Source organism: Segeticoccus sp. (assembly GCF_035708005.1).
The window spans coordinates 1-13,616 of record NZ_DASSTI010000081.1 but is presented as its reverse complement, the minus strand read 5'-3'; the positions used below and the strand labels follow the sequence as shown (position 1 = coordinate 13,616).

Genomic DNA, 13,616 nt, shown 5'->3' with positions numbered 1-13,616 from the left:
ACGCGGCAGGTGGCGGCGCACCGGCATACGCTCGGTGCGTCGCCGACTGTCCGTGCCACACCACTGGTCCGAGGGGAGCGTGCCTGAGTGCGTCCGCCGGGGGACTCCGCCCAGCTCGCGGTGCGCACGGCCGTCCTCACCCTGGGGACGGGTGCAGTGGACGTGGCGGCGTTCACCCGGCTGGGTGGGGCGTTCGCCAGTGTCATGACGGGGAACCTGGTGCTCTTGGGTATGTCGGCCACGCAGGCGTCCTCGGACCTCGCCGTGCACACCGGGGTCGCCGTGGCCGGCTACATCACGGGCGCGGCGGCCGGTGCGCGAGTGGCGGGTCGGGCAGCGGCCGAGGAGCCGGCGTGGCCCTCCTCGGTGACCGTCGTGCTCCTGCTCGAGCTCGTCGTGCTCGCCGGTTTCACCGTCGGCTGGGAGCTCGCCGGGGGACGACCCGAGGACGCAGCGCAGCTGGCGCTCCTCGGCGTAGCCGCGCTCGCCATGGGGTTGCAGAGCTCGGCGATGCGCCGGCTGCCGACCGGTGTCTCGACGACCTACCTGACCGGGACGTTGACCGGGGTGGTAGGGGCGTTGGCACGCCGCGAGGGGCTCTCCGCCGCCGACCGGCGCAGCGTCGCCATCCTCGCCTGTCTCGCCGGCGGCGCCTGTGTGGGCGGGGCGCTCGTCCTGTTCGCGCCGTGGGCGCTGCCGGTCGTGCCCCTGACCACGCTGACCTTCGTCATCGGCTGGGCGCGCTACCGCTCCCGGCAGGTCAGCGACTGACTCCGTCCGCGCCCTACGCCGCGTCGTCGGCGTGGAACATCGGCCGAACAGCCGATGCCGTGTCAGCCATACCGACAGGAACCGGTCGAACTCCCGTAATCCGCTGTCTCGCGGGCAGATCAGAGGTTGGCGGCGGTCATCCGGGCTGCTATAACTTCCTTGGCACTCCTCGCACGTGCCGAGGGGCACGAGAGCGAGGGGTTCATTTTCGCCGGGCAGCTCAGCCCACGGCGGCGTGCGGTCGACTGACATGGCACCGTGCCGCGCCCAACCCAGAGCAAGGTTCGAGGTGGAAACCCGGACCTCCAGCGGCCATCACCCACCAGCAAGGAGCACCATGTCACCCCGACGACTCGCGATCACCGCGGTCACCGCAGCCACCCTGATCGCGACGCCCGCCATGGCGGGCGCGGCCTTCGGTGCCGGTCAGGCTGACCGTGGCCGGGCCGCCCTGCCCAACTCCGCACCGACGTGGGCGGTCGACCACCGCGCCGGGTCCGGCGAACCGGTCGTCACCTCCTCGGCCAGCGCCGGCGCGCGCATGAACCTGACCCTGCACGTGGCCATGCGCCACCAGGGGCTGGCCGAGCGGTGGATCGCCTCGGGGAAGGTGGTCTCGCCCGCGCAGTACCGACGCACGTTCGCGCCCACGGAGGGCCAGGTCCGCCGGGCCGCGGCATGGGCGCGGACCCACGGCCTGGGCGTGAGCGGCACGAACCGCGACGCGGGCTCGGTCTACGTGACCGGCACCGTCCGCCAGGTCGACGCCGCCTTCCACGCCGGGATCGCCAACGCCACCGTGCACGGGCGGCGGGGACTGGTCGCCACCAGGGTGCCCACCGTCGAGTCCGCCTCCGGCGTCACCGGGGTCGCCGGGCTGAACACCCTCGCCATGGCCCGGACCCACGACGTCGTGAACCCGCTCACGACCCGTTCGACGCTCCAGGTGCCGCAGCAGGACGTCCAGCAGGCCCGAGCGCACGCCACCGCGCCCGTCGGCGACGGAAGCACGTCGTGCGCCACCTTCTGGGGACAGCACCTGTACCCGAGCGTGAAGAAGTACACCCGCGAGAGCAACTACCTGTGCGGCTACACCCCCCAGCAGCTCGGGCAGATGTATGCCGCAGGCACGGCGGCCGTCGAAGCGCCCCGTATCGCCGTCGTGCTGTGGGGCGACGACAGCAACCTGCTGAAGCTGACCAACGAGTACATGTCCAACGTGGGCTACCCGGCGCTCCCCTCGATGCGTTACCACCGCTACGTCACCACGGCGAACAGCAACATGAAGCAGTGCGACGCGCCGGGCACCAAGGTCGAGCAGGCCCTCGACGTGCAGGCGGCCCACGCCATCGCGCCGAACGCGACCATCGACTACTACGGCGCGGCCAGCTGTGGCTTCGTGGACCTGGCCAAGAAGGTCCAGCAGGCCGTGTCCGCGCACACCGCAAACGTGATCTCCATGTCCTGGGGGAGCACCACTGACGCCGGCGCGACCTTCGCCGACTTCGCCTCCTTCGACCGGGCCTTCAAGCAGGCGGCGCTGACCGGGATCAGCGTCTTCGCGTCCACGGGTGACTGGGGCAACAACAGCTCGGTCAACCCCGACGGTCGGCGCGGTGTCGGCTACCCGGCGTCCTCCGCCTACGTCACGGCGGTCGGCGGCACGGCCGTCGGTCTCGCCCAGAACGGGACGCGGGCCATGACGACCGGCTGGGAGGACCGTTTCTACGCGCAGCAGGCGCGGGGAACCGCCTCGTGGAGGGAGTTCTGGCCCTACGCCGAGACGACCGGGGCCGGCGGCGGCGTGAGCACGCTCTACAAGCGGCCGACCTGGCAGAACGGCCGCGTGGACGGCACGAGCGCCTACCGCATGCTGCCGGACGTCAGCGCTCTCGCGGACCCGTTCACTCCCTACCGCATCCACTACACCACCAGGTCCAACACCACGAAGTACACCGGTGCCGGTGGCACCAGCCTCGCGGCGCCGGTGGTCGCCAGCCTGGTGGCAGTCTCGAAGGCGCGCACCGGCCGCCAGGTGGGCCTCGCCGCACCGTCGCTGTACCGGCTCATGGGCAGCAGCGCGATCCGTGACGTCCAGCACCAGTCGGCGGGTGTCTACATCAAGGGCGGGCCGACCGGCCTCGCGGTGGTTGGCTTCGACACCAAGCCCGAGAACCTCCAGAGCAACGCCGCGTGGGACAACGTGACCGGTGTGGGCGAACCCAACGGCCTCGCCTTCCTGACCACCTTCGGCAAGTGAGCGGACGCGGGGAGGCCTCCCGCGGTGCCCGGGCGGTGGTCGGCCGGTTGGGCGCGTCCGGACTCGGCGTACTCACGGGCTTCCTGCTGACCGGGCTGGCGCTCGCCGCGTGTGGCGCGGTCGCCGGCCAGGGCCACGCCCACGTCCACGACGCAAGCCGTCGAGTCGCCGCCGCGGCGGCACCTTCCCGCATCGGTTCGGTCACGTCCTCGGCATCACCGCGAGCAGCCGAGCCTGCCGCGGCGGCGGCGCCGACCGTGGTGCCACCCGTTCGGGTCTCGCCGCAACAGCGCGCCCGCCTGATACCGGCTACGACGTTCGCCGACCTGCCGAACGCGCCGGTCGACCTGACGCGCCCGAGCGGCGGAAAGGTCGTGCACATCGGCAGGTCAGCGGTGGGGTTCGTTTCCCCCGGTGGCCCGGCGCTGGCGACGATCCCTGCGCGGCAGATCGGTATGCCGACCTGGCTGCCGGTGATTGCGCAGCGGCCGGGCTGGGTGCAGGTCCGCCTGCCCTCCCGCCCGAACGGTGCCACGGCGTGGTTGCCGTCAACCGGTCTCCAGCGGGCCCGCACCAGCTGGGCGGTGCGGATCGACCTCGCCCGGGAGCAGCTCACGATCCACAGAGGTGGGCGTCTCGAGGGCCGCTGGCCGATCGGTGAGGGCGCGCCAGCCACCCCGACGCCGGCCGGGCAGACCTTCCTGCTCGCGTCGTTCGTCGACCGGGCGCAGAGCTACTCGCCGGTGATCTTCGCCACCGGGGCACACTCGGACACCCTGGACAGCTACGGCGGTGGCCCCGGGACCGTCGCCGTGCACGGCTGGCCCACCACCGACGGCAGATCCGGCCGGGTCTCCCACGGCTGTGTCCGCGTGCCGAGCGACGCCCTGGCGGCGTTCCGTCTCCTGCCGCTCGGCACCCCGATCTCGATCGTCGCGTGACCAGGCGCGACCACCACTCCCAAGGAAGAGGAACCACATGAACCGCAAGCGGGGGCTCTACGGCTTCTCCGTCGTCGCCGGTGTCACGAGCGCGACCGCGCTGCTCGTGGCGGCAGGGGCGGGGACGGCTGCCCCGGTGAACACCGACGCCGCCTACGGCGTGCACGCCACCGGCGCGACCAGCTCCGTCGGCCCGACGCCGGGCCGCGCGACGAGCACCGGCGCGGTGCAGACCACGGCACGGGGCATCCCGTCCACGGCGACCAACGGCGACTTCAGCATCCAACTGGCCACCGTGACCACCGGCCCCAGCAGCTCCTCGGCCACGGTGACCGGTTTCCACCTCAGCTTCCCGAGCCGCACACTGAACGTCGCCACCACCTGCCGCAACGGGCGCGCAACCGTCGTCGCCACTGGCGCCGTCAACCAGACCTTCACCCAGACCTCCGCCCCCATCACCTTCGGGACCGGGACGACCATCACCTTCCACGTGCCCGCGACCAAGGACGACGCGACCGGCGCGATCGGTGCCGTGGTCAGCCAGCCCGGCCTCGGCACCACCATCCGGTTGGCCTCTGCTGTCTGCGCACCCAAGGCGGCGACCCCCACAACCAGCCCGACCAGCCCGACCAGTCCCGCACCGTCCACGACCTCCCCGAGCACGGCACCGACCACCCCGACACCGACGGGCACCACCACCGCACCCAGCCCGACGAGCACCACGAGCGCACCGAGCCCGACGACCACCACCCCCACGCCGACGGACACCGAGCCCCCGACCCCCTCGCCCACGACCACCCAGCTGCCGGTCACCGGCTGACCGCGTGTCGCTGCCGCGCCCGGGCGGGCACGGCGACTACACACGACAGCAGGCCCCGCCGAGTATGAGTCGGCGGGGCCAAGGTTTGCTTCCCGGCCGCGAGGGGTATCTCGTGGATTCCCAAGGGCGGGGGAGGGGGCCTGCGGCCGAGACGTCAGGGTCGGCCGCTCGCCTGACGAGCGCCCGTCTGCAGCAGGGGCGGACGGGCGCTCGCCGGGCGTCCCGGCGGGTCAGCGCGGCGGCATCCGCAGGGCGCCGTCGAGGCGGATCACCTCGCCGTTGAGCATCGGGTTGTCGACGATGTGGGCGACGAGCGCGGCATACTCCTCCGGTCGCCCGAGGCGCGAGGGGTGCGGGATCTGTTGCTCCAGGACGCTCTGCACGTCATTCGGCAGGCCGGCCATCATGGGCGTGGCGAAGGTGCCGGGGGCGATCGTCATCACGCGGATCCCCTTGTCCGCCAAGTCGCGTGCCGCCGACAGGGTCAGGCCGACGACGCCGCCCTTGGACGAGGCGTAGGCCGCCTGCCCGATCTGCCCGTCGAACGCCGCGACGGACGCGGTCATCACGACGACGCCGCGGTCCCCGTCCACCGGCTCGTTCTCCATCATCGACGCCGCCGCGAGGCGCAGGACGTTGAAGGTGCCGACGAGGTTGATCTCGATGACCTGCCGGTAGGCGTCCAGGTCGAGCGGCCCCCGCTTGCCGACGACGCGTCCCGGGGTGGCCACGCCGGCGCAGGTGACCGTGACGCGCAGGTCCCCCAGCTCGCGGGCGGTGTCGATGGCGGCCTGCACCTGCTCCGGGTCGCGCACGTCGGTCTGCACGAACCGGGCGTGGTCACCGAGCTCGTCGGCCAGGGCCTTGCCACGCTCGCTCGACAGGTCGGCGATCACGACGGCTGCGCCCTCGTCGTGCAACCGTCGGAGGGTGGCCTCGCCGAGGCCGGAGGCCCCGCCGGTGACGAGCGCGACGGTGGAGGAGGTGATCTGCACGGATGGTCCCTTTCGTTCGGTCAGTCGACCAGTGGTTCGGTCAGTCGGACAGCAGCTGCCGGGAGATGACGAGCCGTTGGATCTGGTTGGTGCCCTCGAAGATCTGGGTCACCTTCGCCTCCCGCAGGTAGCGCTCGGCGGGAAAGTCCTCGGTGTAGCCGTAGCCACCGAGCACCTGCACCGCGTCGGTCGTGACCTTCATCGCGGCATCGGTGCAGACCAGCTTGGCGACGGCGGCCTGCTTGCTGAAGGGCCGGCCCGCGTCCTTGAGCCGCGCCGCGTGCAGGTAGCTCGCGCGCGCCGAGGTCACGGCCGCCTCCATGTCGGCGAGCAGGAAGGCCACGCCCTGGAACTGGGCGATCGGCCGGCCGAACTGCTCCCGCTCCTTCGCATACCGCGCCGCCACGTCGAGCGCGGACTGGGCCAGTCCGGTGGCCGCGGCGGCGATCCCGAGCCGGCCGGAGTCCAGCGCGGCGAGGGCGATCGGCATGCCCATGCCCTCCTCGCCGACCAGCCGGTCGGCCGGCACCTGCGCACCATCGAAGAGCACCTCCCGCACGGTGTCGCAGGCCAGGCCCATCTTGCGCTCCGGCGGCGCGAACGTCATGCCCTCGGTGCCGGCCGGGATGACCAGGCAGGACAGCCCCTTGCTGGGGTGGTCACCGGTGCGCACGAACGCGGTGTAGAAGTCGGCGTGCCCGGCGTGGGAGATCCACGCCTTCCCCCCACTGACCCGGTATGCCGACCCGTCGCCACTGCGCGTCGCGCGCGTCCGGATGCCCGCGACGTCCGAGCCGGCCTGCGGCTCGGACAGGCAGTAGGCGCCGAGGGTCCTGCCGGAGAGCATCTCCGGCAGCAGCCGCTTCTTCTGCTCCTCGGTGCCGAACCGGTCCACCGGGAAGCAGGTCAGCGAGTGCACCGAGACCCCGACCGCCACGCTCATCCAGGCGCTGGCGATCTCCTCGACCACCTGCAGGTAGACCTCGTAGGGCTGACCGCCCCCGCCGAACTCCTCGGGGTAGGACAGGGAGAGCAGGCCAGCCTCGCCCAACAGCCGGAAGGTGTCACGGGGGAACTCCCCGGCGGCCTCCGCGGGACCGGCCGTGGGGGCGAGGTGGTCCCGGCAGATCTCGCGGGTCAGCGCAATGAGGTCCGCCGATTCCTCCGTGGGCATGAGGCGGTCGACCGGCATGGCTGCACGATACCGGCGGCTGTCCACTCTGCGAGACGGCCTGCCGCCGCAATCGTTGTGCTCTTCTGAGCGCTCCAGCGGCCAGCAGGGCACAACGATCGACGCGGGACGATGGCGCCGCCGAACACGTAGGCGAACAGCACGGTCCGCGGGGTCCGGCCGGGCCGGGGCGGGTGTCAGGCCGGGCCGGGGCGGGTGTCAGGCCGGGTAGGCGCGAACCTCGCTGGCCTTGACCGTGGCCCACAGCTGCTGGCCCACGCCGATCCGCAGGTCGGCGACGGCCGCCGTGGTGACCTCGGCGGCCAGCTCCACCGGTCCGGTCAGGCCCACCCGGGCGGACTGCCCGGCGGGTTGCACGTCGCGGACGGTGAGCGGCCAGGTGTTGCGCGGCGAGCCGGCGGGGCGGTCGGCATACAGGGCAACGGCGCTGGGCGCGATGGCGACCCAGGCCGGCCGGCCGGCCACGAGCTCGGGCTCCTGGGCGACCATGACCGTCACCGACCCCACGCGCACGTGGGCGTCGTCGAGCGCCTCCCCGGCCCAGAGGTTCAGCCCGACGACCTCGGCGACGTAGCCGCTGCGCGGCCGCGTCACCACCTCGGCCGGGCGCCCGCGCTGCACCACCCGGCCGCCCTCGAGGAAGACGAGCTCGCCGCCCAGGGTGAGGGCGTCGAGCGGGTCGTGCGTGACGAGCACCGTCGCGCCGGGGAACTCGCGCAGCCGACCGGCCAGGTCGGCGCGGGTGCGGGCCCGGGTCTGCGGGTCGAGCGCGGACAGCGGCTCGTCGAGCAGCAGCAGCAGCGGGTCGGTGGCCAGGGCCCGGGCCAGCGCGGCCCGCTGCGCCTGGCCCGACGACAGGGCCGAGGGGCGTTCCCCCGCCCGGTCACCGAGGCCCACCGCCTCCAGTTCGCGGTATGCCCGACCGCGCGCCTCCCGGCGCCCCGCGCCCCGGCTGCGCGGTCCGTAGGCGACGTTGTCCAGCACCGACAAGTGGGGGAAGAGCAGGTGGTCGGCGAGCACGAGCCCGACCCGCCGCTGGTCGGCGGGCAGCCGGGTCCCGGCAGCGGCGTCCTCCCAGACCTGGCCGCCGGCTCGCTGGTTCTCGACGAGGGTCACCGAGCCTCGTTCGAGCGGCAGCAGCCCGGCCAGGGCCGACAGCAGCGTGGTCTTGCCCGACCCGTTCGGCCCGAGCACCGCGGTGACGCCGGCGGCGGGCACCTCGAGCGTGGCCTGCAGGTCGAGCGTCCCGCGGCGCAGCGCGACGTCGGCGTACACGCTCACCGCAGCCACTTCCCCCGCAGCAGGCCGAGGACAACCACGCTGACGAGCAGCATCACCAGGCTGAGCGCCACGGCGGCCTGCGGGTCCTGCTCGAGGGCGACGTAGATGGCCAGCGGGGCGGTCTGGGTGCGGCCGGGGAAGTTGCCGGCGAAGGTGATCGTCGCGCCGAACTCGCCCAGCGCGCGCGCCCAGGCCAGGGCCGCTCCGCTGGCGATGCCGGGCGCCACCATGGGCACGACCACGGTCCGGAAGGTGCGCCACGGTGAGGCGCCGAGCGTCGCGGCGAGCCCGTCATAGCGCGGGTCGAGCCCGCGCATGGCCCCCTCGACCGCGAGCACGTAGAAGGGGAGCGCGACGAACACCTCCGCGAGCACCACCGCGAACGGGGTGAAGGGCACGGTGATCCCGAAGGCGCGCAGCAGCGGCTCGCCGACCACGCCGGTGCGGCCGTAGGCCATGAGCAGCGCCACGCCACCGACGACCGGCGGCAGGACCAGCGGCACCGTGATGAACGCCCGCAGCCACGCGACCGCGCGGTGCGTGGAGCGGGCGAGCAGCCACGCCAGCGGCGTCCCGAGCAGGCAGCAGACCACGAGCGTCGAGCTCGTGGTCATCAGGGAGAGCCGGACGGCCGGCCACACCTCTGGTTGCGCCAGGTGTGCCGGTATGCCGGCCCAGTCGGCCCGCACGAGCAGCGCCAGCAGGGGGAGCACCAGGAGGGCGACGCCCAGCCAGGCGGGGATGAGCAGGGCCGCCCGGCGGCGCAGGCGGGCGGGGTGCCGGGGCGTGGCCGCCGCGACGGGTGCGGTCGGCCGCGGGGTGGTGCGCGCGGTGGTCATGGCGACTGGAATCCGTCGGCGTGCAGCCGCTGCTGGCCCTTCGGGGAGAGGACGGCGGCGACGAAGGCGCGGGCGCCGGGGGAGTCGTCGAGCCGGGCGATCGGGTAGTGCAGGACCTCGTTGACCGTGCCCGGGATCGGGACGCCGTGCACCCGGCCGCCGGCGGTGGCGACGTCGCTGCGGTAGACGATGGCGGCGTCGGCCTCGCCGAGCTCGACCTTGGCCAGGGCCGCCTTGACGTCGCGTTCGTAGGACACGACGTGGGCCGTCACCCCTGCCTTGGCCAGTGTGGCCTTCGCCGCGTCACCGCAGGGGACCTGCGCGGCGCAGAGCACGACGTCCACCGAGGGCTGGGCGAGGTCGCTGAGGGAGGTGATGTGGGCGGGGTTGCTCGGCGGGGTGGCGATCTCCAGGGAGTTGCCGGCGAACACCCGCGTCGAGCCGGTCGCGAGCAGGCTGCGGTCGAGCGGTTTCAGGGCCTCCTGCCCGGCGAGGGCGATGACGTCGGCGGGGGCGCCCTCGTTGACCTGCTGCACGATGGTGGAGCTGGCCGCGAAGCTGACCTCCACCGTGGTGCCGGGGTGGTCGTGCTCGACCTGCCGGGCGATCGCGCCGAACGCCTCGGTGAGGGAGGCGGCGGCCAGGACGGTGACCGTCTCGTCGCCGCTGGAGCGGGTGTGGGTGCCGGCGGCTCCGGCGTTCGGCCCGGAGGCGGGTGCCGATCCCGTTCCCGCCGCGCTCCCGGCACACCCGCTCAGCGCCAGTGCTCCGGCCGCGGTCAGGGCCCAGACCCCCCGGCGGCGCGCGAGGCGGGCAGGTCGGGACGTGAGGTGGGCGCGTCGGCGGGTGGACGGCATACGGCTGGTCACTCGGGGACCCCGACGACGACGTGCGTGGACTTGATCGAGGCGATGGCCACGGAACCGACGTCGAGGCCGAGGTCCTCCACGGCCTCCCGGGACATGAGCGAGACCAGCCGGAAGGGACCCGCCTGCAGCTCGACCTGCGCCATCACGGTGTCGGTGACCACACGGGTGACGAGGCCGCGCATCCGGTTGCGGGCCGACTCCTCGCGGACCGGGCCGACGTGGGGCGGGGCGGCGACCTCCTGGGCGAGTGCGGCGAGGGCAGCGCCGTCCACGACCCGGCGGCCGGAGTCGTCGGTACCGGCCTCGAGCCGGCCGGCGTCGACCATCCGGCGGACCGTGTCGTCGGAGACGCCGAGCAACTCGGCCGCTTCGGAGATGCGCAACTGCGGCATGAAAGGCAGTCTAGGCCCGCATCTGCGGAAACGCGCTCCACCTGTCGTGCGCTGTTGCTGACGGTCCGCGGTTACTGGCAGCGGCGGCCACTCAGCAATCCCCCGCAAGCGGGTGGTGCCCCCAGTTGTCGGTTGCGGCGGGCTCGGCGTCGATCGGGAGCACCTGCGGGCGCTTGGCGGTGATCCCGTCCCCGGAGGAGGTGCCCCGGAGCCGGCGCTGGACCCACGGGCCGACGTACTGGCGGGCCCACCTGGCGTTGGCCACGACCGCGTCGCGCCGGCCGATCGGCGCCGCGGGCGGCAGCGGCGTGGACCACTCGACGTCGTCGGGGGTGAATCCCAGCGTCTGGAAGGCGGCGGCCGCCACGCGGCGGTGGCCCTCGCTGGTCATGTGGATTCGGTCCTCGGCCCACATCCGCCAGTCCTGCAGCGCGGTCATGCCCCACTGGTCGAGCACGTAGGCGCCGTGCCGGTGGGCGATCGACCAGATGTGGGCGATGTAGGTGGCGACGCGGCCCCGCGTCACCTTCACCAGCGGGGCGTCCTTCGGGTCGGTCGGGGTCGCCATGAGCACGTCGGCCCCGGTGGCGCGGATCCTCGCCACGGCGTCCTCGAGCTGGGCGGCCAGCGCGTCGATGTCCGCGCGGGCTCGCAGGATGTCGTTGCCGCCGCCGACGATGCTCACCAGGTCCGGTTCGAGCGCGAGCGCCGCGTCGGTCTGCGGGCCGACGATGTCGGCGAGCAGCCGGCCCCGGATGGCCAGGTTGGCGTAGCCGAACTGCTCGCCGGCCTGCGCGGCCTGCTGGCCGAGGTGCGCGGCGAGTCGGTCGGCCCATCCGATGTAGGCGCCCGCGCGGACCGGGTCGGCGTCGCTCATGCCCTCGGTGAACGAGTCGCCGATGGCGACGTAGCGGTGCCAGAGCCGAGACGGTTCAGCGGCGACGTCGGAGGAGCCGCGAGACGACTCGATCACGGGAGCCTCCAGTCGATCGGCTCGGCGCCCTGCTGCTCGAGCAGGGTGTTCGCCCGGCTGAACGGCCGGGAGCCGAAGAAGCCGCTGCGGGCGGACAGTGGTGAGGGGTGGGCGCTCTCCACGCACGGGACGCTGCCGAGGTGCTCGCGCAGGTTGCGCGCGTCGCGACCCCACAGGATCGCCACGAGCGGACCACCGCGCTCGACGAGCGCCTGGATGGCGCAGGAGGTGACGGCCTCCCAGCCGCGGCCGCGGTGGCTCGCCGGCTTGCCGGGCCCGACGGTGAGGACCCGGTTGAGCAGCATCACGCCCCGGTCGGCCCACGGGGACAGGTCGCCGCTGGCCGGTGTGGGGCAGCCGACGTCCTGGCACAGCTCGGCGTAGATGTTCTGCAGGCTGCGGGGGATCGGCCGCACGTCCGGCGCCACCGAGAACGACAGCCCCACCGCGTGCCCGGGCGTCGGGTAGGGGTCCTGCCCGACGATGAGCACCCGCACCTGCTCGAGCGGGTGGCTGAACACCCGGAGCACGTCCTCCCCGGCGGGCAGGTAGCCCCGGCCGTGCTGCAGTTCCGTGCGCAGGAACGCGCCCAGCTCCGCGACCGCGGGGGCGACCGGGGCCAGGGCCTCGGCCCAGCTGGGGTGAACCAGGTCGGTCAGGGGTTGCGCGTCCACCACGGCGGCGACTCTAGCCGTCGGCCAGCTGGGCGAAACCGCGAGCCACCGCGTCGCCCAACCGCTCCGCCTTCCACGGCCACCGCCCCCGGCGCAGCGCCTCCGCCACGGGTGGGGGTTCCTCACGGGCCGTGCCGCGCAGCCGCCGGATCTCCGCGGCCACCGTGGCGATGTCGTCGCGTTGCGCTCGCAGGTATGCCGTCCCGACCGGTGCCCCGTGGCCCGGCACCACCACCGTGCGCTCCCCGAGCAACCCCGCCACCCGCTCCAGCGTCGGCGCCCACTCCAGCGGGTAGCAGTCGTCCCCGAACGACGGGGGAGCGGACTCCTCGATGAGGTCACCGGCATACAGCACCTCGGCGTCGGGCACGTGCAGGACGACGTCGCCGGCGGTGTGCCCGCGACCCAGGAAGCGGGCGGTGACGGCCCGGCCGCCCAGGTCCAGGGACCACGAGTCGCGGAAGGTCTGCGTCGGCACGACGAGCGGGGAGGCGACCACCTCGGGACCGAACGGAACGGTGGGGTCCTCGGCATACAGGCGCTCGATGCGGGCCCGGCCCGCCCGCATGGCGGCGGGCACGGACTCGTGCGCGACGATCGGCAGGCCGGGGAACGCGCCGTTGCCCCACGTGTGGTCGAAGTGCTCGTGGCTGTTCAGCACGGCGAGGACGGGCAGGCCGGAGAGTGCCCGGACATGGGCCGCCAGCTCCTCTCCCTGGCGCAGGCTGGCGCGCGTGTCGAGGACCAGCAGGCCCGCTTCCCCGGCGATCACGCCGGCGGAGACGTCGACGTGGGCGAAGCGGCGCACCCAGCACCGGTCCCCGACCTCGATCCAGCCGTCCGCCACGCGGCCCAGCCTGACACGGGCACGTGAATGACAGCGCTGTGATTCTCGGTACCATGGGACCCGCACCAGATCGTTGGAGGGTTCATGAGCAACGCAGCGCACCAGGTCGAGGACGAGCGCGGCGGCGAGCTGAGCGAGCGGGACCACGAGATCCTGACGTTCGAGCGTCAGTGGTGGAAGTACGCCGGCGCCAAGGAGCAGGCGATCCGCGAGCTGTTCGACATGAGCTCCACGCGCTACTACCAGGTGCTCAACGCCCTCATCGACACGCCCGAAGCGCTCGCGGCCGACCCCATGCTGGTCAAGCGGCTGCGCCGGCTGCGGGCCAGCCGGCAGCGCGCTCGTTCCGCGCGCCGCCTCGGCATGCAGGTCTGACGACGCTCCCCTGCAGGCGGGTGGTGCCCTCAGCGCGAGGAAGCGAGCGCGGCGAGGCCCGGACACGCCGAGGAGTCAGGCCGATGACGCCGGTCTGACCGGTACCGCGCCGCAGCTCACTCCCCGCTTTCGCACGCGAGGCCGTGGCCGGTGAGGACCGCGCGCAGCGCCGCGGCCCCGTCGCGGCGGTGGTGGAACAGCTCCGCACGCAACCCCGCCTGCTGGGCGCCGCGCACGTTGGCCGCGTTGTCGTCGACGAAGAGCACCCGGTCGGCCGGCGCACCGAGCTCCTCGACGATCCGGGTGAAGTAGGCCGGGTCCGGCTTGGCCACCCCCAGCTCGCACGAGTAGAACTGCCCGTCGAACAGCTGGTCGTAGCCCAGGTGC

General features: G+C 73.5%; 15 protein-coding genes. 5 read left to right on the top strand and 10 right to left on the bottom strand.

The genetic code is table 11. The features are described 5' to 3' along the window. Positions 1-87 precede the first annotated feature (87 nt). The 4 genes from VFL99_RS09030 (at position 88) to VFL99_RS09015 (ending at position 4,792) form a co-directional block, all read left to right on the top strand. On the top strand, positions 88-771 hold the full coding sequence (locus VFL99_RS09030) for a DUF1275 family protein (RefSeq protein ID WP_325106013.1): 684 nt from the start codon (positions 88-90) through the stop codon (positions 769-771). A gap of 337 nt (positions 772-1,108) precedes the next feature. Continuing rightward, complete coding sequence (locus tag VFL99_RS09025) at positions 1,109-3,031, top strand: S53 family peptidase (protein ID WP_325106012.1); 1,923 nt, start codon at positions 1,109-1,111, stop codon at positions 3,029-3,031. Further along, positions 3,028-3,972, top strand: a complete 945-nt coding sequence (locus VFL99_RS09020) for a L,D-transpeptidase (protein WP_325106011.1) — start codon at positions 3,028-3,030, stop codon at positions 3,970-3,972. Before VFL99_RS09025 ends, VFL99_RS09020 begins: the two co-directional genes overlap by 4 nt. Before the next feature lie 37 nt (positions 3,973-4,009). Beyond that, positions 4,010-4,792 carry a hypothetical protein gene (locus VFL99_RS09015; protein WP_325106010.1) on the top strand — a complete coding sequence of 261 codons (783 nt, stop codon included), beginning with the start codon at positions 4,010-4,012 and terminating at the stop codon, positions 4,790-4,792. A 230-nt stretch (positions 4,793-5,022) separates the two neighbouring features. Here the strand turns inward: VFL99_RS09015 and VFL99_RS09010 are convergent, their stop codons facing one another. From VFL99_RS09010 to VFL99_RS08970, 9 genes are all read right to left on the bottom strand, one after another. Next, positions 5,023-5,787: a 3-hydroxyacyl-CoA dehydrogenase gene (locus VFL99_RS09010; RefSeq protein ID WP_325106009.1), complete on the bottom strand. Its 765-nt coding sequence runs from the start codon at positions 5,785-5,787 to the stop codon at positions 5,023-5,025. Between the two features lie 40 nt (positions 5,788-5,827). Further along, complete coding sequence (locus VFL99_RS09005; RefSeq protein ID WP_325106008.1) at positions 5,828-6,979, bottom strand: acyl-CoA dehydrogenase family protein; 1,152 nt, start codon at positions 6,977-6,979, stop codon at positions 5,828-5,830. 198 nt (positions 6,980-7,177) lie between these two features. Beyond that, a complete protein-coding gene (locus VFL99_RS09000) occupies positions 7,178-8,260 on the bottom strand; it encodes an ABC transporter ATP-binding protein (RefSeq protein WP_325106007.1) in 1,083 nt (360 codons plus the stop codon). Further along, positions 8,257-9,099, bottom strand: coding sequence for an ABC transporter permease (locus VFL99_RS08995; RefSeq protein ID WP_325106006.1), 843 nt, complete (start codon positions 9,097-9,099; stop codon positions 8,257-8,259). The genes VFL99_RS09000 and VFL99_RS08995 overlap by 4 nt, the downstream gene beginning before the upstream one ends. Continuing rightward, entirely contained in the window at positions 9,096-9,956 is an 861-nt protein-coding gene (gene modA, locus VFL99_RS08990) for a molybdate ABC transporter substrate-binding protein (RefSeq protein WP_325106005.1), read from the bottom strand. The genes VFL99_RS08995 and modA overlap by 4 nt, the downstream gene beginning before the upstream one ends. A gap of 8 nt (positions 9,957-9,964) precedes the next feature. Beyond that, the gene (locus VFL99_RS08985) at positions 9,965-10,360 is read right to left on the bottom strand and encodes a TOBE domain-containing protein (protein WP_325106004.1); all 396 of its coding nucleotides are present in this window, start codon (positions 10,358-10,360) and stop codon (positions 9,965-9,967) included. A 91-nt stretch (positions 10,361-10,451) separates the two neighbouring features. Beyond that, positions 10,452-11,333 (bottom strand): SGNH/GDSL hydrolase family protein, encoded by an 882-nt coding sequence (locus VFL99_RS08980; RefSeq protein ID WP_325106003.1) that lies wholly within the window; start codon positions 11,331-11,333, stop codon positions 10,452-10,454. Then, the gene (locus VFL99_RS08975; protein WP_325106014.1) at positions 11,330-12,007 is read right to left on the bottom strand and encodes a uracil-DNA glycosylase; all 678 of its coding nucleotides are present in this window, start codon (positions 12,005-12,007) and stop codon (positions 11,330-11,332) included. Before VFL99_RS08975 ends, VFL99_RS08980 begins: the two co-directional genes overlap by 4 nt. 13 nt (positions 12,008-12,020) lie before the next feature. Further along, positions 12,021-12,854: an MBL fold metallo-hydrolase gene (locus VFL99_RS08970; RefSeq protein ID WP_325106002.1), complete on the bottom strand. Its 834-nt coding sequence runs from the start codon at positions 12,852-12,854 to the stop codon at positions 12,021-12,023. 84 nt (positions 12,855-12,938) lie between these two features. Between VFL99_RS08970 and VFL99_RS08965 the strand changes: the two genes are divergently transcribed. After that, entirely contained in the window at positions 12,939-13,229 is a 291-nt protein-coding gene (locus VFL99_RS08965; RefSeq protein ID WP_325106001.1) for a DUF3263 domain-containing protein, read from the top strand. Positions 13,230-13,345: 116 nt separating this feature from the next. On the opposite strand, the gene VFL99_RS08960 is transcribed toward VFL99_RS08965, so the two are convergent. Further along, on the bottom strand, positions 13,346-13,616 hold a 271-nt coding region (locus VFL99_RS08960; protein ID WP_325106000.1), incomplete at its 5' end, for an HAD-IA family hydrolase.